The 25,338-nt window shown below is 43.5% G+C and carries 27 protein-coding genes; 14 read left to right on the forward strand and 13 right to left on the reverse strand.

The window, feature by feature from the left end; all coding sequences use genetic code 11:
* Positions 1-25: 25 nt before the first annotated feature.
* The 4 genes from NF859_RS02240 to NF859_RS02255 all read right to left on the reverse strand — a co-directional run bounded on the left by NF859_RS02240 (position 26) and on the right by NF859_RS02255 (position 5,610).
* On the reverse strand, positions 26-2,248 hold the full coding sequence (locus NF859_RS02240; RefSeq protein ID WP_252742795.1) for a DHH family phosphoesterase: 2,223 nt from the start codon (positions 2,246-2,248) through the stop codon (positions 26-28).
* 64 nt (positions 2,249-2,312) lie between these two features.
* A complete protein-coding gene (locus NF859_RS02245) occupies positions 2,313-3,473 on the reverse strand; it encodes an MFS transporter (protein WP_252742796.1) in 1,161 nt (386 codons plus the stop codon).
* 43 nt (positions 3,474-3,516) lie between these two features.
* Positions 3,517-4,689: an MFS transporter gene (locus NF859_RS02250; protein ID WP_252742797.1), complete on the reverse strand. Its 1,173-nt coding sequence runs from the start codon at positions 4,687-4,689 to the stop codon at positions 3,517-3,519.
* A 195-nt stretch (positions 4,690-4,884) separates the two neighbouring features.
* Complete coding sequence (locus NF859_RS02255) at positions 4,885-5,610, reverse strand: sulfite exporter TauE/SafE family protein (protein WP_252742798.1); 726 nt, start codon at positions 5,608-5,610, stop codon at positions 4,885-4,887.
* 75 nt (positions 5,611-5,685) lie between these two features.
* Between NF859_RS02255 and NF859_RS02260 the strand changes: the two genes are divergently transcribed.
* A complete protein-coding gene (locus NF859_RS02260) occupies positions 5,686-6,228 on the forward strand; it encodes a DUF2391 family protein (RefSeq protein ID WP_353936090.1) in 543 nt (180 codons plus the stop codon).
* A complete protein-coding gene (locus NF859_RS02265) occupies positions 6,229-7,251 on the forward strand; it encodes a DUF3226 domain-containing protein (protein ID WP_252742799.1) in 1,023 nt (340 codons plus the stop codon).
* Here the strand turns inward: NF859_RS02265 and NF859_RS02270 are convergent.
* A complete protein-coding gene (locus NF859_RS02270) occupies positions 7,237-8,379 on the reverse strand; it encodes a glycosyltransferase (protein ID WP_252742800.1) in 1,143 nt (380 codons plus the stop codon). The two genes, NF859_RS02265 and NF859_RS02270, sit on opposite strands and share 15 nt — an antisense overlap.
* 91 nt (positions 8,380-8,470) lie before the next feature.
* On the opposite strand from NF859_RS02270, the gene NF859_RS02275 reads away from it, so the two are divergent.
* The 7 genes from NF859_RS02275 (at position 8,471) to NF859_RS02305 (ending at position 15,764) form a co-directional block, all read left to right on the forward strand.
* Positions 8,471-9,496 (forward strand): Gfo/Idh/MocA family protein, encoded by a 1,026-nt coding sequence (locus NF859_RS02275; protein ID WP_252742801.1) that lies wholly within the window; start codon positions 8,471-8,473, stop codon positions 9,494-9,496.
* Positions 9,493-10,494: a Gfo/Idh/MocA family protein gene (locus NF859_RS02280; RefSeq protein ID WP_252742802.1), complete on the forward strand. Its 1,002-nt coding sequence runs from the start codon at positions 9,493-9,495 to the stop codon at positions 10,492-10,494. Before NF859_RS02275 ends, NF859_RS02280 begins: the two co-directional genes overlap by 4 nt.
* 108 nt (positions 10,495-10,602) lie before the next feature.
* A complete protein-coding gene (locus tag NF859_RS02285; protein ID WP_252742803.1) occupies positions 10,603-11,916 on the forward strand; it encodes an ABC transporter substrate-binding protein in 1,314 nt (437 codons plus the stop codon).
* A gap of 10 nt (positions 11,917-11,926) precedes the next feature.
* Complete coding sequence (locus tag NF859_RS02290; protein ID WP_252742804.1) at positions 11,927-12,781, forward strand: carbohydrate ABC transporter permease; 855 nt, start codon at positions 11,927-11,929, stop codon at positions 12,779-12,781.
* A complete protein-coding gene (locus tag NF859_RS02295; RefSeq protein ID WP_252742805.1) occupies positions 12,778-13,611 on the forward strand; it encodes a carbohydrate ABC transporter permease in 834 nt (277 codons plus the stop codon). Before NF859_RS02290 ends, NF859_RS02295 begins: the two co-directional genes overlap by 4 nt.
* 10 nt (positions 13,612-13,621) lie before the next feature.
* Positions 13,622-14,737 (forward strand): ABC transporter ATP-binding protein, encoded by a 1,116-nt coding sequence (locus tag NF859_RS02300; protein WP_252742806.1) that lies wholly within the window; start codon positions 13,622-13,624, stop codon positions 14,735-14,737.
* Between the two features lie 10 nt (positions 14,738-14,747).
* A complete protein-coding gene (locus NF859_RS02305; RefSeq protein WP_252742807.1) occupies positions 14,748-15,764 on the forward strand; it encodes a TrmB family transcriptional regulator in 1,017 nt (338 codons plus the stop codon).
* Here the strand turns inward: NF859_RS02305 and tpiA are convergent.
* From tpiA to NF859_RS02325, 4 genes are all read right to left on the reverse strand, one after another.
* Positions 15,761-16,435, reverse strand: coding sequence for a triose-phosphate isomerase (tpiA, locus tag NF859_RS02310; RefSeq protein ID WP_252742808.1), 675 nt, complete (start codon positions 16,433-16,435; stop codon positions 15,761-15,763). The genes NF859_RS02305 and tpiA overlap by 4 nt on opposite strands.
* 38 nt (positions 16,436-16,473) lie before the next feature.
* A complete protein-coding gene (gor, locus tag NF859_RS02315; RefSeq protein ID WP_252742809.1) occupies positions 16,474-18,438 on the reverse strand; it encodes a glyceraldehyde-3-phosphate:ferredoxin oxidoreductase in 1,965 nt (654 codons plus the stop codon).
* A gap of 122 nt (positions 18,439-18,560) precedes the next feature.
* A complete protein-coding gene (gene fbp, locus NF859_RS02320; protein WP_004068030.1) occupies positions 18,561-19,685 on the reverse strand; it encodes a fructose-1,6-bisphosphate aldolase/phosphatase in 1,125 nt (374 codons plus the stop codon).
* 100 nt (positions 19,686-19,785) lie between these two features.
* Positions 19,786-20,025: a hypothetical protein gene (locus NF859_RS02325; RefSeq protein WP_004068029.1), complete on the reverse strand. Its 240-nt coding sequence runs from the start codon at positions 20,023-20,025 to the stop codon at positions 19,786-19,788.
* Positions 20,026-20,139: 114 nt separating this feature from the next.
* On the opposite strand from NF859_RS02325, the gene NF859_RS02330 reads away from it, so the two are divergent.
* Positions 20,140-20,538: a NifB/NifX family molybdenum-iron cluster-binding protein gene (locus tag NF859_RS02330; protein ID WP_252742892.1), complete on the forward strand. Its 399-nt coding sequence runs from the start codon at positions 20,140-20,142 to the stop codon at positions 20,536-20,538.
* 52 nt (positions 20,539-20,590) lie between these two features.
* On the opposite strand, the gene NF859_RS02335 is transcribed toward NF859_RS02330, so the two are convergent.
* Together NF859_RS02335 and NF859_RS02340 are read right to left on the reverse strand one after the other, a co-directional pair.
* A complete protein-coding gene (locus NF859_RS02335; protein ID WP_252742810.1) occupies positions 20,591-21,541 on the reverse strand; it encodes a SufB/SufD family protein in 951 nt (316 codons plus the stop codon).
* Complete coding sequence (locus NF859_RS02340; protein WP_252742893.1) at positions 21,531-22,250, reverse strand: ATP-binding cassette domain-containing protein; 720 nt, start codon at positions 22,248-22,250, stop codon at positions 21,531-21,533. Before NF859_RS02340 ends, NF859_RS02335 begins: the two co-directional genes overlap by 11 nt.
* A gap of 132 nt (positions 22,251-22,382) precedes the next feature.
* Between NF859_RS02340 and NF859_RS02345 the strand changes: the two genes are divergently transcribed.
* From NF859_RS02345 to NF859_RS02355, 3 genes are read left to right on the forward strand one after another with little or no spacing between them, the layout of a single operon-like run.
* Positions 22,383-22,817, forward strand: a complete 435-nt coding sequence (locus tag NF859_RS02345) for a putative zinc-binding protein (RefSeq protein WP_435371994.1) — start codon at positions 22,383-22,385, stop codon at positions 22,815-22,817.
* A 60-nt stretch (positions 22,818-22,877) separates the two neighbouring features.
* A complete protein-coding gene (locus tag NF859_RS02350) occupies positions 22,878-23,249 on the forward strand; it encodes a heterodisulfide reductase subunit A-like protein (RefSeq protein WP_252742894.1) in 372 nt (123 codons plus the stop codon).
* Between the two features lie 2 nt (positions 23,250-23,251).
* Complete coding sequence (locus NF859_RS02355; RefSeq protein ID WP_252742812.1) at positions 23,252-23,452, forward strand: ATP-binding protein; 201 nt, start codon at positions 23,252-23,254, stop codon at positions 23,450-23,452.
* Here the strand turns inward: NF859_RS02355 and NF859_RS02360 are convergent.
* The gene (locus NF859_RS02360) at positions 23,427-23,759 is read right to left on the reverse strand and encodes a NifB/NifX family molybdenum-iron cluster-binding protein (RefSeq protein ID WP_252742813.1); all 333 of its coding nucleotides are present in this window, start codon (positions 23,757-23,759) and stop codon (positions 23,427-23,429) included. The genes NF859_RS02355 and NF859_RS02360 overlap by 26 nt on opposite strands.
* Positions 23,752-24,609, reverse strand: a complete 858-nt coding sequence (locus NF859_RS02365) for a cation diffusion facilitator family transporter (protein WP_252742895.1) — start codon at positions 24,607-24,609, stop codon at positions 23,752-23,754. Before NF859_RS02365 ends, NF859_RS02360 begins: the two co-directional genes overlap by 8 nt.
* 289 nt (positions 24,610-24,898) lie before the next feature.
* Between NF859_RS02365 and NF859_RS02370 the strand changes: the two genes are divergently transcribed.
* Positions 24,899-25,249: an OsmC family protein gene (locus NF859_RS02370; protein WP_252742814.1), complete on the forward strand. Its 351-nt coding sequence runs from the start codon at positions 24,899-24,901 to the stop codon at positions 25,247-25,249.
* The last annotated feature ends 89 nt before the right edge of the window (positions 25,250-25,338 follow it).

The following is a 25,338-nucleotide window of genomic DNA, read 5'->3' on the forward strand; positions in this document are numbered from 1 at the left end:
AAATTGGAGTGTGGGTATAAAAGGTTTAACTTCTCTTCAGCTTCACAACTTGCTTTGCAAACTCCTCAAGAACTTCCTTTCTCTTGCCCTCAAAGAATTTTATTGAACCTGCAAAGCTATGCCCACCGCCTTCAACTCCGGCATCCGGGAGCTTTTCTTGGAGTATTTTTATTATCTCATTGAGATCAAAGTTGTACGCCTGCATTCCATCGCTTGCCCTAACAACTGCAAAATCTGGACCGTAAGCTAGGGTTAGAATTGGAGAATCTTCTCCATATTGCTCCTTAAAGTAATCATGGATCAGCCCGCTGAGCTTTCCTGGAGCCGGATACTCAAACTTTGGAGCATATAGCTCTACATCGATAGTGTTGAATCTTATTCCATTTGGCAATACAATGCTCTTAACATGAGGCAGAGATGCCTTGAGGGCTTTCTCCTGCTTGGCCTTTACCTCTGGGTAGATTGAGTCTACTAGCTTCCTATGCCTCTGCAGGTTGCCAGTGAGGAGAAGGATCTCATCTATAATGCCATGTCCATCCATGAACTTCCAGTAGTAGGCTTCGTGGTCAATTACCTCTGCTATTTTCTTCAAATCCTCTTCCTCAAGACCTTTGCTTTCTTTGGCTATCTTGAGGTACTGTTGGAACTCTGGAGCGTCGCTTCTATCTCCAGTTCCAGCTATAGCCGGAAGGTGCTTTATTTTGTCCTCAACCGGTGGATAGATGAAGCGAGCTATTTCAGTTGCAAGCATTCCCGCCGTTAGCTCATAGTAGCCCCTCTTTACTAGGTGAGGATTAACGTGTACGTCAACGTATTCATCAACTGCAGCCTTGTCCTCGCTTATGAAGTCTCTCGGATCGTGGTGGTCAATAACAACTATTGGGACCCCGTAGGCTTTTATACGCTTGTAAGCGGGGATATCCTCGGTTGTACCTCCGTTATCGACTATCACAAGGAGTGGAAGCGGATCTCCAAAGCGCTCGTGATCTTCTATCATAAAGATTATGTCCTTAAGTACATCCTCAAGTTCATAAAACGGGGCTCTGCTTGGCCTTCTCTTAAAGAACTTCCATTTTGCCTGGGGATCTGGAGAAATCTCTTCCAATAGTGGCACTATAGCGTATTCAAGAGCCAAACCAGCTGTATAGCCATCCGTATCTGCGTGGTGTCTCACAATTATAGGCCTTCCCTCAAATATTGCCTTCCTTATTATAAACGCGGCTTTCATGATCTTTGGTTTGAGCTTCTCTAGGACTTCGCTCTCAACAAGAAAACCAACATCCTCAGGCTGTGCCCTCTTGTTGAGCTCTTCCTCTATCTTCTTCTTAACCTCCGTAGCATCTGGACCCCATAGACGGGACATATCGCTTATTTCTATTTGAATCTCTCCTGCATGGAATGAGACCTTCCCAATTACTTCCACTATATCCCCAACTTCGATGTTAGGATAAGCCCTAACTCCCGGTGCCTCAAAAGCGGCTGCCCACGTTATACCTGTACCATCCGTTATCGTGAAGACCGTTGGACCTCCGGTAACTTGTATTTGGGTTATCTTGCCCCTGATTCTTACAGTTTTTCCAGCCATTTCTTTGGTTAATGCTCCAATATCCGTAACAGGAAGCTCTTTCCTAACGACTACTTCCTTGTAATGCCTCAAAGCGGATTCTATGAGGTCTATTTCCTTCTTTTCAGGTCTGACATCTAATACTTGAACAAGAATCTCTTCCCCGGGGGTGTATTCCTTCTTTCCAAGAAGATCTTTCCTCTTTATTAACCCTGTCACATGAGGATTGAGCTTTACGAATACCCCAAACCGCTCCACCCTCTCGATAACACCCTTGTAAATCTTGCCTATTTCCACATCCTCGTAGTCACAGGTCTTGTCAAGAACGTAAACCACCTTGTACTTCCTTTCACACTCTGGACACACCCATGAGGTCTCCATCCCAGGTTCCCAAGGCTCCTTAATCTTTCCACAAATGTCACATGCTAACACTCTCCCAGTTCCTCCACAGGTTGGACAGGTGTCATAAACAGGAACAACTCCTTTTCCGTGGCACTCTGGACAAGGAATCTCTTCTACCTCCTCTTCAACTCCAAAATAATCCAAATTCCTGTAGCCTTTAAGCTTGTCTCCCAATTTAAAGTCCGCCGGAACATAACCCCAACCGTTACACACCTCACATTCCTTCTCGCCACTCTTTACTTTCCCGCTTCCATGGCACTCGGGACAATCTTTCACCGCCATCTCTCACACCTCTCACAAAAGTAGACTATTCAATGAGACTAAGGCAAGCTTATAACTCTTTCTTTTATTCCTCTTTTGAGAAAAGCATCCAAAAAGTGATCATAGAGAGACCGTACAAGATACCAGTTACAAAAAACGGCATTACAAGGGATAAATCAAAAATTTTCCCACCTATAAGCTGACCTATGCCGAAGGTGGTCGTCCATGAGAAATTTCTTAATGCTACGGCAGTGGATCTCTCCTCTTTAGTGAAAAAGCGCATCATAAATGAGTCCCATATTGGATTGACAATGTTCATAAGTATAGTTCGGATTGTATAAATCGCCGCTGCAATCGGGAAAGATGGAGAAAAGGGGAGTGAGAGTATCAACAGTGTGGCACTTCCATTGAAGCCTACGATCGTTTTAACACTCCCAACTTTGTCGGCAATCATGGGAAGAGTGAATGTTCCAATCCCCATCACAAACTGTTGAATGGAAAAAAGACCACCAATGCTCTCCAAGCTGGTTCCAAAACGTTTGTTAAACCACAGCCCCATATAGGGTATCGTAACTCCAGCCCCCAAGCCAATTAAAGCCGATGGGAGGGAAAACTTAGCGATTTTGATCACAAGCTCCCTTTCAAATCTGAGTTTCTTTTCTTCCCTCTTCAAAACTGGAGAAACCATAAAAATAAAGAAGCCCTGAATCGGAACAACTAATGCAACAAACAAGAGCGTCATTTTATATGGGTTTGAACCATCGAACATCTTGGGTAGTAAACCACCCAAGTACATCCCCAATGCAGCGCCTATCGTTCCCAAAGCGGCATTTAAGCTGAAGAGGTAGTGCCTCCTTTCATCGCTAGCTTCTTCACTTAAGAGGGACATCACTGCCGGTCCCTCAAGTGCCATTCCTATTCCCAACAAAACAGATGCAAGTGCAAAAGACCAGAATTCTGGAATAAATACTTGAAAAAGTCTAGCAACAAAAAATATGCCCACTGCAACCAGAATAGTTCTTCTATATCCAAGTTTAACACTGATATATCCCGAACCCAGAAGGGTTACCGCTTGAACTAGGGTGGAGATTGAAAAGATAACTCCTATCTGAGAAAAACTCATGCCAAGCGAGGAGTAATAAAACGGAAGAATAAACCATGCGATATTACCCCCTAACCAGGCTAAGAAGGAATAAACGACAACAAGCTTGGCATCTCTGCTGAATCCTCTGTAGCTTTGGAGCATCGCTTTTTTGTCATTTGTCTCGTTTATAAACTTGTCGAAACGCTTAAACTTTGTTGTACCTAGCGAAGAAGAAGTAGAATATCAGGGTGGCTGTCACGTAGAGGGTTGCCGTGGCATAAAAGGGATAGCTAAGGGAAATTGAAAACAGTATGCCCCCTATATAATTCCCCAATCCTCTCATGAAAGTGGAAAAAGCCCTTCTAATCCCCGCAGCCGTTGCCTTTTCCTCAGTTGTAAAAAATCCCATCATGAAGGCATCATTTATAGGCCACACAATGTTCATAAGGATTGACCGGATGATATAAACAAACGCCGCTAAGAGAAAGAGTTCCAACGATGGGAATATTCCAAAGAGAAAAGCAGCGATGCTCTGAAAGAGGGAAATAGTCTTCACAGGGCCGATTTTATCTACGAGCTTTGGAAGTATGAAAGAACCAATGCCCATGACCAGCTGTTGGGCAAAGAAAACCCCGCTTATAACCGCTAACGTTTGTCCAAAGCGAAGGTTAAAGTATAGACTCATATAGGGAATCGTTATTCCTGCTCCCAAACCTATCATTGCCGAAGGAAGTGAAAACTTGAGGATCTTTACAACAAGTTCCTTCCTCCAGTTTATACGCGGATTCTTTACTGGGACGTCTTTGATTACCAAAAGGATCGGGATTACAAGGGCGAACTGGAGAATTGCCAAGGAAACAACAAGCCTGTATGCGAGTTCGCTTGTTATTCCAAAGGTTTCCACAAAGAAATCGGGAGCAAATCCAGCAATTAACACTCCCAGAGCATTTAAAATCGTTCCAATTCCAAAGCTTATAGAAAAAGCATGATGCCTTTGCTTCTCTCCTACTTCCTCACTCAGCAAAGCGTAAAAGTTAGGCTGCCTTATTCCCATATTAGCACCTATTAAAAAGAATCCCAGAGCAATGACGTAAAAGTTGAGTGCCAAAACTTGGAGTATTCTTCCCATCAATCCCAAAAGTGCCCCGAGAATCAAAGTCTTCTTATAGCCAAGCTTGAGAGACACCTGACCAGCGATCAAAAAGAAAAGTCCACCGACAAAAGTCTGGATTGAAAAGAAAATTCCCATTTTGTCCATTCCATAGCCTAAAGCCCTAAGGTAAAAGGGCATTATGAATATGGAAAACTGGAGGAACAACTGGCCTGCTGCATTGGCTGCTATTAACAATTTTGCATCTCTGTTGTAGCTCCCAAGCATGGTTGAATTATATATCATAGCGTTTATAAGCTTATCGAAATGAAGCAGAAAAGCTTAAATACACTCCAGAGATGCCCTAAACAGCTAAAATAAGAAGAGCCATTTTAATCCGTGCTACAATCAGAGCGCGGTAAAATAAGTACTTCCAGACTACAGAAGGACTTAAATTGTATTGTCTTAAAGAATTTTAAGAGGCTAACTCAAGTTTTTTAATAGATTAACCAAGGTCAGCAGAGAAATGCCAACAAATACCCCTTTGAGGTACTTGGGATCCATTTTAAGAGCAGTCTTAGCACCTAGCCATGAACCAATAATGACGGGCAACATAAGAAGCATCCCAATAGAATAATCCACACTGCCGTTTTTTGCATAGTTTATGAACGCAACAAAGTTGTTAAAGAAGATAATTACCTTTGCCATTGCGTTTGCCCTCAAAATGTCTACCCTAAAGAACATCCTCAGGAGAGAGATTACTACAAGGGTAGAGGCTATTCCCAAAACACCTATGTAGATGCCAATTGCCAGTCCCACAATGGATTGAGACAGCTTTCCACTAAGCATAGGCTCCCCTTGTGGCGCTTTTAATGTAAAATATGTCCCTATTATAAGAAACACCATCACTACAAAATTTGAGGCCTCCTCAGAAATACTCAGCAAGAAAACACTACCAATGTAGGAGCCAAGCAGAGAAAAGAGCACAATAGTTAAAGCTGTCTTTAGATTTAAAATGCCTGCTTTAAGGTATGTGAGAGAAGACACAAGTGTTAATGCCGCAATAATCATCTTTAATGTTCCAACAGCAGTTTTTGCGGGAATATTGAAGAGTGTGAGGATAAATAAGGTTATTAAACTCCCTCCGCTCATCAAAGAACCTATAAAACCTCCGAGCCCCACCATAAGTAAGAGAAGGACTTCTTCCATACTAGCTCGCCAGAAACACTTTTGGCATAGAAAAATAAAAAGCTTTATATGAGTTTTTATAACTCAGATAGTGCGATGATGAATGAATCCAATGCTGAAGAGATGATTGACCCCAGAGTGGCTGAGCGTGAAAAAATGGAAAGCGAACTTAAAAAGCTAAACGAAAATATGGCAAAACTCTCTAAGCAAGTAGATGAGATACAAGAAGAGTTAGATAAGAAAAACAAACCCGATAAACTTGGATGGGATGATGTGGTCCAGGAGATTATCGGTGCAATGACATTTTCCCTTCCGTTCCTTTTTACCGAGGAAATCTGGGACATAGCAAAAACAATAGACATATGGCGAACACTTGCTATCTTTCTGATGACCCTCTTAATGGCTTACCTTTTTATTTCAAAAGCCAAACTCTCAAACATCGCAAAAGAAGAATGGCACCACATACCTAAAAGATTGCTCACCGTTACGGCTGTCTCTTACATGACTTCAGTCCTTTTGATATACCTATACGGCATAGCCAATATTGCAAACTTTTCATTGGGACAATACATCAGCGCCACAATCATTGTGAGTACCTTTGCAGTTATAGGGGCTATAGCTGTTGATCTGGTGAAGTAGATGATAATAGTTACTGGAGACAGATACGATGAAGCTCTAACGGATAGAAATTTTGAAAAAATTTTATTCCCAGAGTATGGAAAAAACAGAGAAAAACTTAGGGAATTCGTTAATAAGCTAAAGGGCGACGAAGTGATTGTAACCGCAAGCTTGGAGCTTATTGATCTCATACTGAAGAAATTTCAAGGGGAAGGACATGTCTTAATTTACTCAAACACGGGTAAAGGGTTAACCTTCAAAGAAGCTTATGAGCTGAGGAAGTACCTTGATTTTGATCTGAGAGGGGCAGAGATAACAAACACAGAAAAAGTGAGCGTTCTCTTCTGTGAAGGGAAGACCGATTCAAAGTTCTTTAAAGCAAGCTATAAGAAGATCTTTGGCTTTAAAGAGGCCAGAGAAGTTCCTCCTAATTTAGTGCTAATTGAAAAGCTTTTCGAAAGAGACAACTACGAGCTAATAAAGAACAACGGATACATTGCCATAATCCCCAGTGAAGGGAACGCCGGAGTAATAAGAAATCTTGGGAACTTCTTGAGAGCAATGGAAGTTTTTGAATTTCATGTTGGGAAAATAGGCATTGCAATTGACATAGATGAAAGCAAAAAAGTCGTGATGGATTCCATAATAGGCAAGCTCTCATCCTTCAAGTATAGTAAAACCAAGGCAGGTTTTAAAGTTGGAAAAACTGAAGTCATTCCCCTCTTAATCGGGAGCAAGATAGACCTCGGCCCCTGTGTGGAGTGGCAAAAGCCAACGATTGAAGACTTTATGCTGGCGATTTTAGAAGGTGACAAAACTTTCAAAAAGCTGGAGAGAGCCATCAACATTTTATGCATAGACTTAAAGCGAAAATTGAAACCAAAAGAGGTTATTTATTTAGCAATGGCTGCCAAGAAGTTTTGGGGAAACCTTGAGGGCTTTTACGAGATGAGTATAATGAGAACCCCAAAGTGGAAGGTCGAGAAAGTCCTAAAAGAAAGCAAAATATATGAGAAGATGGAAGCGCTCTTACCATCTCTCTAAAAGGTAGTCTTTCTCCTTCAAGAATGTCTCCGCTCTTTTCAGAACTAGTTTTTCTGCCTCTTCTGTTGTCATGTCCTTTGTTTTTTCCACGAAGTCTGCGGTTTTTGCAAAGTAGAGAGGCACTAAAGGTTCGGCATTTTTGAGTATTCCGTTTTTATATGCCACTGCCCCATCAAAGAGAACGTGGCTCCATAGGACGTCATCGAAGTCGAACGTTCTTAGTGCCTCTTTAACTTCCTCAAACGTTTCTTTTGAGAGTGCCCTCTCCAAAATCTCCTTATTTTCCTCAAAAAGATTCCTTGCCCTTTCTTTTAACAGGTCTAAGCTGACTTTGACAGGCTCTGGTTCTCTAACTTCCATCTCTCCGAAAACCGGAACCGGTTTTATATCCCTAACGTTTTTCCATTTATCCTCATACTTTTGCATCAGCATAAATAGAGTTCCCACGACTTGGTTGAACATTGGGCCTAGAGAAGCTGCTGGATCCTTTGGATCGTGAATTTTAACTCCCAGCGCTGTCTGGATAACTTTAAAGCCTTCCGCTATTGCAGTAGTGGTCAGAAATATGTCCACTCCAAACCTTGCTACATCGCTTTTCCAAATTTCTTCATCGCCAAGATAGGTGTCTATAAGCTCTGCGCTGATTCCAAAGTCTCCTCCTATTGGCTGTCTGACGTTGTATCCGTAGAGAGAGGCTGTCATTGGGTACGCTATGTTGTTGGTTATTGTCCCGTCATATTTGTGCCTTAAATACAGTGGGGCAACGAAGTGATAGCCCTCTTCAATTGGCTTGGCGAATTTGTAAATCCACTCTGGAGTTATGCTCCTTAGGTCACTATCGACAAACACCACTGCATCGGCTCCTTCTTCCCTTGCTATCTCTAAGACCTCTTTCATGGCACTGCCTTTTCCTGGTATTGGCCACTTGTAAACCAAGCTCCTTACTTCAACGCCTTCAGGGACTGGAGTTTTCATGACAACTTCTCTTGTACCATCTTTACTCCCACCGTCTGAATTGATAATTAAACCTCCCCCAAAATACCTTTTTAGTCCTTCTGCGGCTTGTCTAACGACGTATCCAATTGTATCAGCGTTGTTATAGCTTGGAATACCTACAATGACTTTCATTGCCCATCACCAAAATACAACCATTCATAGTGGTTTAAAATGAAAAATGCTTAAATACCTTTTGGTATTTAATAACCATGAGGGATTCCCCATGGGGAAGCTGAAAGTTGGAATAATAGGATGCGGAAATATATTCAATTTAGCCCATAAAAACGCCCTCAAAAACCTAAGGGAAATAAAAGTCATCGCTTGCATGGATATAAAGGAGAAAAAGGCAAAAGAAGCTGCAAAAGAGTTCAATGCAAAACCGTACACAAGTTTAGATGAGTTCCTCGATTTAGATTTAGACGTTGTTGAAATCCTAACCCCCACTTACACTCACGCTGAACTGGCCATAAAAGCCCTAAAAAGCGGTAAGCATGTGATTGTAGAAAAACCCATAGCTCTTACAACTGAAGAAGCTCAAAAGATGATAAAAACCGCAGAAAAGGAAGAATTATGGCTTTTGGTTGGTCATACCAGAAGATTCGACAAGAGATGGGTGCAGATAAAGGAAGTGATAAAAAAGAGAAACATAGTACCGATGCAGATAAGAAAAGCGGAAGTTCAAAGACTGCCGTTTCCAGAGACTGCATGGTACTGGAAGCCCAATAAAGGAGGAGGGGTTGCAATAGACCTAGGAGTCCATGTTACAGATTTTCTCAGGTGGTACTTCGAGAGTGAGCCTGTAAAAATCCTTGGAATTGGAAAAGCCATAAGAAAAGAGGCAAAGGTAAATGGAACATATGACCACTTTTTGATGATGATACAGTTTGAAGGGGGCAAAACCGGATTAGCAGAGGTAAGCTGGGCTTACTCTTATCCAGCCCGCTATGGGGTCTTTTACCACCACCTAGATATCCTAGGAAAGAACGGAAGGATAAGATACACCCCCCTAGACACACCGGTTGTTGGAGTGGTAAAGAGCCACTTTGAGATGCCGCGCTTTTCACCATTGCTCTCAGCATTTCCTGAGGCATTTGAAACCGAGCTGAGACACTTTTTCAGAGTAATAATGGGAGAGGAAGAACCTTCAATAACTGCAAAAGACGCATTAATAGCCCTTCAAATGGCAGAAATAGCGATAGAATCAGCAAAGAGAGAAGAGCCCTTGGAGTTTAAGGGGGTGGTAGAATGATAAATGTTGGGATAATCAGCTACGCTCATCCCCATGCGCTTAGGTATGGAGCAACTTTTGCCTCCAATCCAAAAGCAAGGCTCTACGCAATATCTGGTGACGGAGCAAACAGAGACGTGGCTAAGTCAGAGGCAGAAAAGCTGAAGGCAAAATTTTACCAAAACTACGAAGTCCTCCTCAAAGACAATAAGGTAGACGCCGTGTACATAGCAATTGAAACCTATAGACATAAAGAGGTTGCCATAAGAGCTGCCGAAGAAGGGAAGCACATACTTTTAGAAAAGCCCATTGCTTTAACTCTTGAAGACGCCGATGAAATTATTAAAGCAGCTAAAAAAGCCGATGTAAAACTCATGGTTCCCTTTAATCCAAGGTTCACAACGCCTCTTAGAAAGGCAAAAGCAATGATAGAAGCCGGGGAGATAGGAGATCTGGAGTACATATATTCAATCTCGGAGTACGTAAAGCCCCCAATATTCCTTGAAGGCTTGGATATGAGCTGGTTCTTAGACGTTAAAAAAGCAGGCGGCGGTGGATTTATGGACACTGCACCACATGGGATAGATTCTCTTCTCTGGCTTACAAACAGCGAACCAAAGAGCGTTTACGCGGACATTGGCTCAAAAATATATGGATTCCCGGTAGATGATATAGGCACTGCGGTGCTTAGATTCAAGAATGGGGTCATGGCAGTTCTAAACGCTGGATGGGGCAATCCGAAGGGATACTCATATGGACTGGAAATCAAGTACTACATACTCGGAAAGGAGGGATTCCTTGATGTCAGAACTGCATATCCCGACTTTACCGTGTATCAAGACAGAGCGGAAAAGATATACTGGGAGAGAGCCGATGTCAATGGCATAGTGAACTCATTCTTAGAATCGATAATAGAAGACAAAGAGCCACCAATAACTGGAGAAATCGCCAAAAAGAACCTAAAGATAATTCTAGCCGCTTATGAGTCTTCAAAAACTGGAAAAGTTATCAAACTCTGAGTTTCCATTTTCACATTTTAAATACAACTACAAAAAGTGGTTTATATCACAAGATTTATATATTTTGAGTTAGCAAAATTAGGATGAGCAATTCAGAGGTGATAAGGCATGAGCCGAAAGGTAAGGTTGGCAGGAGTTTTGGTTTTGGTTCTTTTAGGAGCGATAGTAAGTGGGTGCATTGGGGGGCAACAAACCACAACACAAACTACCCAAACAACCACCGAAAAAGTCACAGTAACATGGCTTTCAACACAGCTAAACCCCCCAGAGGAGAGGGCTTTTGTACAGGAGCAATTAGTTAAAGAGTTTAAGGATCAAACGGGAATTGATGTAAACTTTGTACCTATCAGCTATACCGATCTAGCTACAAGACTTGAGGCGGAGGAAAAAGCAGGTAAGGTAACTATCGATCTGATAGCCGATCTCCACGGTGGATTGGACTTCTTCGCTTCCAAGGGATGGCTTGAAGACCTAAGCGGAAGAAAACTTGAAGGAAGAACCTTCATAAGCACCTTTGAGAAATATGCAACCATAAACGGAAAGAAAGTTTACATCCCATGGATGAGTGCCACCTATGTAATGGTGGTAAACAAGAAAGCCTTTGACTACCTTCCAGCAGGACTTACAAAGGAAGACGTTATGAAGGGAACTGAGAAGTGGACATACGATGCTCTTCTTGAATGGGCCAAGAACTTGAAGGAAGCCACTGGCCAACCACAGCTCGGCTTCCCAGCTGGACCAAAGGGTCTCTTGCACAGATTCCTCCACGGTTACATCTACCCAAGCTTTACCGGCTACCAGGCTAAGAACTTCGACAGTCCAGAGGCTGTAGAAATGTGGAAATACCTTAGAGAGCTCTGGCAATACGTCAACCCAGCAAGTACAACATGGGACGCTATGGGTGAGCCACTCCTTAGAGGGGAAGTTATGATCGCCTGGGATCACACCGCAAGAATAAAGAACGCAATAGAAACCAACCCAGATCAGTTCGTAGTAGTCCCAGTTCCAAGGGGACCAAAGGGAAGAGGATTCATCCTTGTAGTTGCCGGATTGGCAATTCCAAAGAACGCTCCTCACCCAGATGAAGCATGGAAGTTAATTGATTACCTCACAAAGCCAGAAACACAAGTAAAGATCCTTGAGAACGTTGGATTCTTCCCAACAGTCCAAGAAGCAACGGGAGCTATCCCAAGTGGACCACTCAAGATACTCGCCGAAGGTGTTGCAGCTCAATCTGCAACTCCAGATGCGGTAGTAGCAATGATTCCAAACCTCGGTGAAAAGGGAGGACAGTTCACAAACGCTTACAGAACTGCCTTTGAGAGAATTGTTCTCAAAGGTGAAGACCCAGAAGCAGTAGTTAAAGAACTCGGTCCACAAGTAAAGCAGCTCTTCCAAGAGATGGGACAAGAGATTCCATGAGGGAGGTACCATGAAGGTTAAATCCTCCTACATTCCTTATTTTTTAATTTTACCTGCATTTGCGTATCTGCTGTTTTTTGTTGGGTATCCTCTTGTTCAAGCCCTCTATACTGCGTTTACCCAAAACGGACAATTCTCCCTTGCAACTGTTAGAAAAACATTTGCCGATCCTTATTTTTGGGATGCCTTAAAATATACCATAGCCCTTGCGGGAGTTATTGTCCCAACTCAAGTTGGGTTAGCCCTTATATTGGCCCTTGCTGTTAATAGGGCGTTTAAAGGGAAAGATTTTACTATTTATGCCCTCACGATCCCGTTAACTATAAGCGATGTAGCTGCGGGTTTGATATGGTATTCCATGCTTTCCCCAAGCGGATTTTTGAATAAGCTTCTTCTGAATATTGGACTTATCCATCAGCCCATCTACTTTTTTGGGTATCAATATCGTCATATGGAATTTTTGGCTATTGTTTTAGCCGAGCTTTGGAGGGCAACCTCAATAGTTTTTGTTATAATTCTCGCCGGGCTTCAGATGATAAGCCACGAGTATCTAGAGGCAGCAGAGGTCTTTGGAGCAGATTACTGGACAAGGCTGAGGAAGATAGTGATTCCCCTCTTAAAGCCAAGCATCCAGAGTGCTTTGATAATCAGAACCCTTTTCGCAATGCAGATATTCGGTATTGTGTGGATTCTAGCCGGAAGAGACATTCCGATTCTAGCTGGAGAAGGCTTTTACAGACTAACAGAACTCAAAGAATACGATGTAGCATCCATCTACGCCTTGGTAATAGCGGGGCTTTCAATACTGCTTGGAGCACTCTATATTAAGTTCATGAAGGCCGAATACCTGGAGGTGAGAAGATGAACGACGAAACAAAGTTCATGCTAAAAAGGCTAGCCTTCTATACGTTTATTTTTACTGTGGTCGCTTGGATAATAATCCCAATAATAATCTCAACACTCTATGGCTTCGCACTTCCCAGAGATTACTATGACCCCAAGAAGATCTTCCCAACAAGCTTCACAGTAAAATACGTTAAAACCCTTCTTTTCACACTCGGGGCGTTAGATGGTATTAAGAACAGCGTTATTGTGGCATTAATCACAATAGCCATAAGCTTTGCCCTTGGAATTCCTGCTGGTTATGCAGTTGCAAAGTTTATCTTCCCCGGAAAGGACACCATAAAGCTGTCTATAGTGGCTCTTAGAATGTTCCCAATACCTGTAATGGCAATTCCCCTCGTAATCCTTTATATAAAGCTCAACCTCATCGATACCCTACTAGGAGTTGCACTCGCCCATACGGCAATGGCGCTTCCCTTTGTAGTGCTAATAACCTCAAGCATCTTTGCAGGTGTTTCAACTGAGCTTGAGGAAGCCGGCATGGTGTTTGGACTTACAAGACTAGGCTCGTTCTTTAGAATTACCCTGCCCTTAGCATTACCAGGTTTAGCGGCTGCAGCTATGTTCACCTTCGTCATGTCGTGGAACGAGGTTTTTGTAGCGTCAATTTTAACTCTCTCCCACAGAACGTTACCAGCCCAAATTCTGTCAATAATGGCTGGAGCGAGCGGAGGGGCAGCACCAGATTACTACAAGTTCGCAGCGGCATTCATCATGATAATACCCGCTATAACGTTCATATTCTTTGCTAGGAAGTATCTGGTAACAATGTGGGGTATAACACTAAAATGAGGTGTGAAAAATGGTGGAAGTCAGGCTTGAGAACCTCAAGAAGTATTTTGACAACGGAAAGGTAAAGGCTGTTGATGGAATAAACCTAACCATAAAAGACGGAGAATTCCTCGTACTCCTCGGACCGAGTGGCTGTGGAAAAACGACAACACTTAGGATGATAGCAGGCTTAGAAACACCAACAGATGGAAAGATATGGTTTGGAGACAAGGACGTTACTTACCTTCCCCCCAAAGACAGAAACATATCGATGGTTTTCCAGAGCTATGCCGTATGGCCCCATATGACGGTTTACGACAACATAGCATTCCCATTGAAGATTAAGAAGTATCCAAAAGAGGAGATAGACAAAAAGGTCAAATGGGCTGCGGAACTACTCCAAATAGAGGAGCTTCTCGATAGGTATCCTGCCCAGCTCAGTGGTGGGCAGAGACAGAGAGTTGCCGTTGCAAGGGCAATAGTGGTTGAGCCAAATGTTTTACTCATGGATGAGCCACTCTCCAACCTCGATGCAAAGCTCAGAGTTGCAATGAGGGCAGAAATCAAGAAACTCCAAACAAAGTTAAAGGTCACCACAATATATGTTACCCATGATCAAGTTGAGGCCATGACAATGGGCGATAGGATAGCGGTGATGAACCAAGGAAAGCTCCTTCAAGTCGGGCCTCCAACGGAGGTTTATTTGAAGCCAAACTCAATATTCGTTGCAACATTCATAGGCGCTCCGGAGATGAACCTACTTGAGGTAAGTGTTAAAGAGAAGGACGATTCCATTATCCTAGAAGGAGAAGGGTTCGAAATTCCACTTTCAAGGGACTTTAAAGAGCTCCTAGAGAAGTACATAGACAAAACAGTTGTCTTCGGTATAAGACCTGAACACATGACCATAGAAGGCGTCTCATCTCTAGAGCACGTGAAGAGAAGCACAACAATAGAGGGAACAGTTGACTTCATTGAGGCTCTAGGAACAGATACGATTGTCCATGCCAATATAGGAAACGGACAAATCATAAAGGTAAAGCTCCCAGGACATATACCCCTTGAGGTCGGGAGTAAGGTTAAAATAGTGATTGACTTGGATAACATCCACGTATTTGACAAGAACACTGAAAAAGCCATAATATGAGGGAAAGTAAATGGAGGAAGGCGAGCTCAAGGCGCTCTTGAAGGAGTTGGGATTGAACAAATATGAGGTCAATGCATACCTTACTTTAATCAAGCAAGGACCCCTCACAGCGGGCGAGCTCGCCTCCCTCTCAAAAGTCCCTCAGCCAAGGATATACGACGTTGTGCGGAGTTTAATGGGCAAGGGCTTTGTTGCAGTAACAAGTGAAAGACCAAAGAAGATAGTTCCACTCGATCCAGAGAAAGTTCTAGGAGCAATGGAGAAGAGCTACCTGAAAAAGGTAGAGCTTGCAAAAAAAGAATTAAAAGCCATGTACAACCCCCATGAAAGTCACAGAGAAGTAATAGTGGTAAAAAGCAAAACAACCTTGGAGAACTACATAAAGGAGGCAATAAAGAACGTCAAGTACCATCTCTCCCTTGCAATCCCCTCACAGCTTTTGGAAAAAGTAGCACCACTTCTAAAGACAAAAAGCAGGGAAGTTACAATTGACCTATTTGTGTACGGAGAAAAAGAAGTTCCAAAAATCGCAGATAAAATCAGGGTAAGAGAAGTAGAAGACCCAATAATACTAATACAGGACAAGGCATTAGGCATTTATGCCCCTCCCGAAGCCTTCAAATCAAAAGAGCAAACAATAAAGGGCTACGCCTTAATAATAAAAGACAAAAACCTTCTTTTCATGCTCGATAGATATTTCTACCATGCACTGTGGCCCACTGGGGAACTAATTTACAAGAAGAAAGGGAAGATAAAACTTCCAAAGAGTTACATACACATCAGGTCCCTTGTGGAGGACATAAGAGACCACAACCTAATCGGGAGCGAAATAGAAGTGCACGGAAAGTTCGTGAAGAGTCGAGAGCCTGTTCATTTGACTGGAAAGATAATCGACTTCTTCGAAAGTGAAGGAAAGGTAATCTCAAACATAACCATCGAGACAAAAGATGGAAAAAGGTACGTAGTGGGGGGATGGAATGCATCCTTAGAGGACATTGAAGCCGATTTAATGATTCTTAAAGGCTAAATTATGAGTGATACCAGGTCTCTTATTGCCTTTTCTGGATCTTTGGCTTTTGTGACACCGCTTGCCAAGAGAACTCCAACCGTCCCCAATTCTAGAGCCTTCTTAACATCCTCTCCAGTTGAGATACCAGCTCCAGTAAGAACCTTAACATCTGGGTTTACCTTCTTAACAAGCTCCACCGTGTTGGTTATTACCTCAGGCTTTGCCTTACTAACCGGGATTCCAGTGCCGATCAGCTCTGGAGGCTCAACAGCAACGTAATCCGGATTTAGAGCGGCAACTGCCGCGCTAACTGCAGGGTTGTTGCTGCAGACCATTGTCATTAAGCCAACTTCCTCAGCCCTTCTTATTGCAGCCTCCAAATCCGCGAGGATCATTCTGTTTTCAGAGTGGTTGAGTAAAGTCCCAACGGCTCCGGCCTCTTTTACTGCCTCCGGCAAAACGTGGCCTGTATGACTGCCGGGCTTTATTGGATCTATGTGCTGAGCAAAAACCGGAATTTCAACTTCTTGAGCGATTCTATAAAGATCGACCAACTGTGGTGCCACGACTATTGTTATTCCGGTTTCTTTGTAAACTTTTTCTGCCGCCTTGGCTATTTTTAAAGCCCTCTCTCCGGTGGCCTCAATATACGTCTTAAAATTTATGGCTATAATCGGCTCCTTCAACATCTTTACCACCTCTTTTTTAGACAAGACAAAGTGAAAAATTAAAGCGTCCAATCAACTCCTAAAATTCTGCTGTATTCTGCCAAAACCCTTCTAAGGTACTCCTTTGCTGTCACAACTTTGTCTTTCTTAAACTGCTCTGCCCATCTTTCGTTGCCAAACTCCTCGGCTCCTTTTGCAACAAGATCTATAACTCTCATTGAATCCCAGAAAACTGGTTCATAGCCAGCCTTTTTGAGGAAATTGACAAGTTTTCTTATTGTTTTCTTGGCTTGTTCTTCCATGTCTACATTCTCTCCATAAGCTTCCATGAAGAGTGCCTTCAATACAGGCTTTGCCCATCCGCGGTGGAACCTGCACCAACCAACGTTGTCATACCAGTATTCATAAAGGGCATTGGCGACTATCTTATTTGCAAGCTCTTCAGGCTCAAGGAATACTCCAAACTGATAGAAAGTCCAGTAGCGACCTTGGATTGGTAAAGGAATGTAGTTCCCAATAGCCCAGTACATAGTGGGTACCATCTCCCCGTTTATTCCTATGGGTGTGTAAACTCCATAGTCTTTGAAGCTTTCCCCATAGCTCAGTCTGTCCTTAAACTTCTCATCGAGTACCTCACTAGCTCTCCTTATACCTTCCCCAATTATCTTAGCAATTTCCGTTTCAGCAAAAGCAACCCTATGGGCTAATTCAGCAACAAGCTTGGCATTCTTTTCACTAGTCTCAACGGGCTTTAAGAGAAGAGAATCCTTATCAAATTCGGGTTTGTCGCTAATTCCAACTTCTTCTGGCTTGAGCAAACCTCTATAGACCAGTTCCAAAACCCATGCAACAGTACCTCCAAAGCTGATGGCATCAAACCCCATAGCATCAACGGCGTGAACGCTTATATCACTTGCCCTAAGGGTTATTACACCGCTTAAAGGCCCGTTAGCTTCTCTCGGCTCGTACTCTATGTGGTGACCGTTGGCGTATTTCTTACACACCACTGGACAGGGTTCCCCACAGTTAGTCCAGTTTTTGGGTTCTATTGCCTCTTTATTAAAGGGCTCCCAGTAGTATTTCATTATGTTCTCGTGGATTTTAATACGCTCTTCTTTTGGGATATATGGCATCTGCCAGTTGAGTATGGGCACGAAATCTCCCTCGGCTGGATAGTTCCCTCCAAAGGTTCCTCCCGTCTTGAGCTTGGGATTGTATCTATATTTCACAGTTTTTTCCGATATGACTTCATTCATAGGTTTCTTGTGAATGCCCTCCACTATCGGCTTTGCCACCCTTATATTGCTTATGTCCTCTTTTGGGAACTTCTTCCTTGCCTTTCCTCCAAATATTATGGCAACAACGTTATGAGCCCTCAACAAAACGCTCCCAGTTCCTCCCCTAGCAGCCCAATCCTCACTTCCGACAACTCTTTTGCCGTTTCTCAAAGTTTGAGAGAACACTGCTCCCATATGTGTATTTAGAGAAGCAGGCCCAACACAAGCTATTCTATACTCCATTCCATCAAACTTCTCATGGAAGTTATCTATGAGGTATTGAGTGAGAGCATAAACTCCCTCTTCCCCTTTGTAATCCTTCCATATTTCGATTACCTTTTCAAGCTCTATCTCGTGGAGCTCAACATTCAGGTTTTCTCCGTCATTGGAAAGCACTATCACTGTGGGCTTTTCCCTTTTGCCCTCAAGAACCACAAAATCTACTCCAACCCTCTGAAACTGATAAGCCGCACCACCTATAGTTGATGGGAAAACCCCTCCGTACTGGGGTGATCTGTAAACAAAAGTCATCCTATGAGAACCAGGGAGACAGGAACCAGCAAAAGGTCCTTTTCCAAAAATCATGACGTTCCTCGGATCATAGGGATTCTTGAGCTCGTGGGTTTTATAAACTTCATCGTGCAAGTACAAGGCATAATCAATTATGCCATAAATACCCTCTCGCTCAAATTCTTCACTTTCAACTTTCTTTTCATCGAGGTTTATCTTAAGCACTGAAAACCTCATATCCCTCCCTCCCATATCACTCTGGGTGTTATGTAAAAGAGCAAATTATTTAAGATTTTTGGATAATGCAAGTGAATTTCATAGATTCTTTAGAACCAAAAAAGAAAATTAGCAAAGGAAGATCAAACCGGCTCAAATCTGTCCTTAAGCTTCTCTAAAACACCTGGCAAAGTTGTGTATTCCATCTCCTCAAGCGGTAGGCGATGTGGTTCAAAGGGTCCATGTCTCCTTATGTAATCTGCAATCTCCAATGCCTTCTTTCTTGCCTCATCAAATGCCACATCCTCAAAGAGGTCAACCGGACCTATCAGCTTTCCATCCTTGTTGATCTGCCATCCTAACGCTACAACCCTTGGAGGTCCATCGAATCTTGAGGGAGTTGCATACTTGAGGGGAACGGGCATTATTGGGCCGTTGTGACTTCCTCTCATCCATCCACTCACAAGGTGCGGGAATGCAAATGGCTCCAAGACTTCTCCAAGGGCAGGAAGACCACTTTGAGCCCTTACTATTGCCACTGGGTCGTCTTTTCCTACGTATTCGCCAGCAATTTCGTAAAGCTTTTCGGTGCTTATAACGGCAACCGGCTCATCTTCGGGAAGCTTGTGCCCTTTCTTTGGATACACGCGCTTTATTACGTATCTTGACTTTGCACCTATCAGTGCTAAAATGTCGTAAAGCTCCTCCGGCGAGTTCATAATAACTCTCTTGTGCTCCTTTATATCCCATATCTCAAATCTAAAGCCCATGTGCATGTGGGGATCAATGACCAGTCCAGCAGTGTTGAAGGGATCGGCAAACATTCTAAAGATCGGCAGGTTGAATGCTCCCGGCTCTGTCTTATCCATGTGGAATGTAACGATAGGCTCGCTTTTTCTTAGGGTAATCTCCATCTCGGCCACTCCTGGGCCCATTCCTCTAACGTTCCCACTGAAGGCATCTTTAAGTAAATCCTGACCAGCTCCGTAGAGACCGAGTTCTTTTGCTATCTCAGTTGCTTCTTTAAACACGTTCCAAGCTAGACCGTGTATTTTCTCACTGTCAACACCGTGCTTATGCGTCATGATAAGCTGCAAATCATCACCGCAGTATGTGGCGTAGAAATCAATTATTGTCCCTTCCTCTTTTGCCTTACCCAAAAGCTCATTAGCCTTCTCGATAAGGGCTGGATGAACCTTGCAGTGTCCCGGCCATCCGCCAATATCAGCCTTTATCACGCTGATAGTTATCTTTTCTCCAACTGCCATGTGACATCACCAATAATACGTTTACTTTCGATCTTATAAAATTTTACCACCATAAAATATATCACTCCCAATGATACCAAAGAAGAAAAGGGTAAAAGGTTCAGCAGATATCAGTCCAGCCGAATTCCTCTTTTGCGACCTTTATAAGTTCTTTAAGCTCTTCTTTCTTGATGTTAACGCTGCTTACAGCACCCACAAGGGCTATAATGCCATGAACCTCTTCCTGCACCTGAATGACATCGTCACTTATCTTTGTAACCTTAAGCTCCCTTCTGGCAACTTCCTCCTCCGTAATCCTAAACTTATCCTCCCCAATTTTTACGTGCTTTATCTCGGTCATGGATATCCCTCAAATAATATACGCTCTCAAATCTGATAAGCTTTCCTATTGTGATTTCTGTGCATATGCACAAACTTTATATGCATCAAACTTCATCCATTTTTGGTGATGTACATGAGAATTGCAATACCCGCCGAGGATAACAGGGGCTTAGAAAGCAACGTAAGTAGGCACTTTGGAAGGGCTGAGTACTTTGTTTTTGTTGATGTTGAAGAGGGAAAAACAAAGAACGTAGAGGTTGTTGAAGTGCCCTTTGATGAACATAGCCCAGGAGATTTGCCAAACTTTATCAAGGAACACAATGCCGAGGTAGTTCTAGCTTACGGAATGGGGAGGAGAGCAATAGACTACTTCAACCAGCTTGGCATCGAAGTTGTTACCGGAGCTTATGGAAAGATCAAGGATGTTGTTGAGGCATTTATTCACCAAGTTCTCGAAGTAGACCCTTACTGGAAAGAGAAGATAGAAAGGGAAAAGGAGCACAAAGGAGAGTGTGAAGAAGGGTGCAAATGATCACTTTTTAATACTTTTTAATACAGTGTTAGAAAATAAAAATATCACACAATCATTCCCTCAGAAGCCCCTTGATTATAAGCTCCGCTGCTTCCTCTTCGCTCAGGCCTTTCGCCATTAGCTGCATGAGCTGAGCCTCGTTTATCCTTCCTATCGAAGCCTCATGGGTGAGTTCAGCTTTGTCGTTCTTTACCCTCAGGAGTGGAACCGTTTGGACGTCTGCATTCCCTTTAACTATCTCGTGACATTCTACATGACCTTTTGCATAGTCTCCGAGACCGTAGGCTTCATTTATTACATTTGCCCTTGCATTATCAAACGCTATGACCGTAGTCTTCAGGTTTGCCCGCGAGTGATTCCCACTCAAATACGCAATCTCCTTAACCTCAACAGAATCGTCTTTAACAGCCTTTACCTTGGAAACAAGTTCCGCCACAGCATAATCATCCAGTTTAACCTCCATTTCAAGCTTAAGCTCTCTGGCACGATGCTTTGTTAGAGAAAACTTCCCAGTATACCTCCCTTTTCTCCCAACTTCAACCTCTGTTTTGCTGATCATTCTCACTCCTTCTCCGTGCACGTGCTCGTCTTCATAAACAACCTGAGCACCTTCATCAATTTTGATCTTTGCATACGCATCATGGGTGAAATTCTTTGCATAGGGAAAGATGCAGTGGGAGAGGAATTTAACCTTTGAGGCTTTTCCCACTGTTATGTCAAAAACAACCTTCTGATAGCCCTCATTTTTTAGAAATCCTGTGCACAGATGGATTGGGAAGGGGAGTTCAACATTATCTTTGATTTTTATGCTTGCTTTTACCCCGTTTTCTATCTCCTCTCCAACTATTTCAACGCCCTCAACGTTGTTTAATCCGACTATTTTTTCTCCGCTTATTATTATCGCCGCTATCCTATCGCCGAAGAGAGATGTATCGAGGCCTTCTTTTTCATAAATCTCTACCAACGCTTCGTATTCTTTCACTCTATCTACTTTAATGACCATCGCTCACCACTTCCAAAAGTGGACACTTACCACAGGCTCTCTTGTAGTATTCAACTACCTCATCTGAAAATCCCTTTCTAATGACTTTTCCACCACACACAAAGTAGCTGAACTCTGTCTTCCTTGCAATGTCCTCATGATGGGTGATTAAGATCACAGTTGTGCCAATCCTCCTCAGGTGATCCAAAATATCATCTATTAACTCTCCCGCCGTTATGTCCAGTCCAGAATCGGGTTCATCAAGGATCGCATATTTTGGCTTTAGGAGAAGGATAGAGGCAAGTTCAACTCTCTTTCTTTCCCCTCCGCTGAGGCTTTTATCAACAAACCTGGAATGATAGAGCTCATACGGTAAGCCAACTACCTCAAGAACTTCCCGCACTTCCTCTTTATCAACGCTCAATTTTCCTCCCAGTGTGAGATACTCCTCAACCGTAATTCCATCGTAGCGTGCCGGCTCCTGCCAGAGCAGGGTAATCCCGAGCTTAGCCCTCTCCGTTATGCTAAGGGGAGTTATATCTCTCTCATCCAGCAGAACTTTGCCTTCAGTTGGCTTTATAACCCCCATTAGAATGTAGGCTATAGTTGATTTCCCGGCCCCATTAGGGCCTAGGATAGAATAGCTCATGCCTTCCTTAAACCTCATGTTGATCTCTTCCAGTATTTTCCTGCCGTTTATTGAGTAGGTCACGTTTCTCAGGAGCAGCATGTGTATCAAAGAAGTCTCATGTGAATGGAATTTAAAGTTTTCTGGACAGCTTTGCCCAAAACTCTTGGTTGAGAACCAAAACATGTGAAAAAGATTTTAAATGAAAAAATTTTAATATGAATGGTGGTCGAAATGAGCGAAGAAGTTAAGATGGAAAAGCTTCCTAAATTTCTGCCCAGCTGCCACAAAGAAGCTGAGAACCTCGACATAATCTTTACATGCTCCGGAGCAGCAAGTGTAGGAAAAATAGGCCATGAGGTTGGGGTTTTGCTAACCAATGCCGGCCAAAATGCAAGGCTCTGCTGTACAACTGCCGTTGCTGCCGGCTCGGAAATGCACCTCAACATAGGAAGAAGGGCAAAGAAAGTAATCGTCATAGACGGCTGTCCGATGAAGTGTGCAACCAAGGTTATGGAGAAAGCTGGGATAAAAACAAACCACAGCTTTACCGTTACGGACTTCGGAATAGCCAAGCAGCCAACCCTCGACATAAGCGATGAAGATGTTCTCAAAGTCGCTCTGGCAATAGCGGAGAAGGTTGGAATGAAACTCAACGTTAAATCTTAGGTTGAGAACCTTTACATTTGAAAATCTTTTTAAGTGAACTTTTTCTCATTTATGCTGGTGATGCATATGAAGGGTCTTATACTCTGTGTTTGCCAGGGCACGTGCCCATCTTTCCAGAAGATGAACGTGTTTGAGATTTTAAACCACTTCAGAAGGGAGAAGAAAGTTGACTTTGTCGCTCTGCACCCACAGCTCTGCGCTACGGATGGAGATAACTTCTGGAGGGCTTTGCTTAAGAACGGGGAGAACATAGAGAAGCTCTTTGTTGCTGGGTGCGATCCAGTTATGCAGAAGAAGATGTTTGGCTGGACGTTTAAGGAGCTTGGATTCGATGACCACAAGTTCATCGGAATAGAGATTAGGAACATGACCACGGAAGAGGCAATCAAAGCAATTGAAGAAGCTATGAGCGTTGATACTCAGGAGGGATAAAAATGGCAGACAACTGGTATCCAATAATCGACTATGACAAGTGCACCGGCTGCTTAACTTGTGCAAACTTCTGCCCCCATGGGGTTTATGATGCCTCCGAGGGCAAGCCCAAAGTGGTAAAACCCGAGGAGTGCGTGGAGTTCTGCAGAGGCTGCCAGAGAATATGCCCAACGGGGGCTATAAGCTACTTTGGAGACTCTTGATTGCCTCCTTTACTCTTTTTCCCGGTTTTACTTTGATTATTTTAACCCCTCCTGCCTCAAGTATCGCCTTTCCCTTCGGGCAGTCCATTGGCGTCAAAAGGACGTTTACTCCCCTGCTGACCAAAAACAGGACAACTTTGGGGCCTGCACCATAAGGCTTGTCCTTATAGGGATTTTCCAGAACTTTCACACCTTTGATTTCCCCATTCTCAAGTTCCACCAATGTGAAGGTATATGCCCTTACAAGGCTTTTGTGAATCTTATCGTCAAGACCGCCTTTTGAAGTTGGAATCACAACCCTAACCACTCTCCCCACCGCAGATTGTGTTCTTGTCCCCACACCTTCCTGCTTCGAGCTGAATCGTTACGTGAGTTATTCCAAAGCTTTTGAGTCTCTCCGCAATATCATCTATGAGCTTTTGGGCCTCGCTGAGGGGCATATCATTAACCTCAACGTGGCACTCAAAGTGGATTTCCTTCTCTCCCACCCTCCAAGCGTGGAAGTGGTGTGCATTCTTAACACCTGGGATGCTCTCAATCTCTCGTTTTATCTCCTCAAAATTTAGATTTGGTGAAGCCTCCATGAGTACTTCAACACTCTCCCTGAGAATTTCATAACCCTCACGGAGGATATAGAGCGAGATTAGGACTGTGATGAGCGGATCAATCCAGAGGATGTTCCACTTTATGATAGCTATTCCACCTACCACAACGGCGACTGAAGACAGTGTGTCACTCAATAAGTGCAGATAAGCGGAGCGGACGTTCATGCTCTCGTGTGCATGCTCATGGAGCAGGAGAACCGATATCAGGTTGGCCAAAAGGCCTATTAAAGCTACTCCAAGCATAAGAGGCCCATTTATGGGTTCGGGGTTTTTAAACCGCTTATAGGCCTCAACAAGGAGGAATAATGCTACACCAACAAGGACGGCAGAATTGACAAAAGCAACTAGGATTTCGGCTCTTTTATATCCAAAGGTGTACTTTTCGTTCCTCTCGCGCTCGCCAATCTTTATGGCCAAATAGCTCGCGAGGATGCTCATTGAGTCGCTGAAGTTGTGGAGGGAGTCGCTTAAGAGAGCCAAACTCCCAGAAAGAATACCGCCGATGACTTCAGCTAGTGTTATCGTTATGTTGAGGACGAAAGAAAACAGCATTCTGCCCTTAAGCTCGCCGTGGTGATGGTGGTGGGTCACCTCTCATCCCATTTTTAACTCCCTGGAGATATATAAAAGGCTTTCGAACGTTAAGATTTGCATGGAAAAAGGCTTTATTTGAAATGGCGTTCATTTTAAAACGGTGATTGTATGGAGCGCCTTGAGTATTCGGCACACCTTAAGTGGGACGGCAACGTTGGGAGCGAGGCAAAGGTGAGGGAGTTCACATTTCATAATAGATACAAACACCGATGGTTATAACAAAGGGCCAAATCCAACGGAGTACCTCTTGGCTGCCATAGGCGGCTGTTTAACCGTCAACTGGGGGAGGCTCATCAAGAAAATGCGCCTCGACGTGAGGGGCTTTGAGGTTGAAGTTAAAGGCTGGCGCGGGTTCGATGAGCCCCAGCTGAAGGAGATAACTTACAAGATCACGGTATCCACGAACGAGGACGAGAAGAAGATCATGCGCGTTAAGGAGCTTGCAGAGAAGTACGGGACGGTCTTCAACACGGTCGGGGCAGAGAAGATAGGGGGAAGTGGAGATAGTAAAGCCAGCGGACTAAAGAGCCTCCACTTTGCTTTTCTCATTAACTTTGAGGCAGGCCCCAAAGAGACACCTTACTCTCTTTGCCCTTGAAAACGCGGGAATAATCTAGATGGCCGGGTATAAGGAAGAAGGCGGCGGTGCTCCAGAGAAGCTCTGGAAGCTGAAGGTTAGAAAAATTG

Origin of the sequence: Thermococcus alcaliphilus, from assembly GCF_024054535.1 — an archaeon.
GTDB classification, from domain to species: Archaea; Methanobacteriota_B; Thermococci; order Thermococcales; family Thermococcaceae; genus Thermococcus_A; species Thermococcus_A alcaliphilus.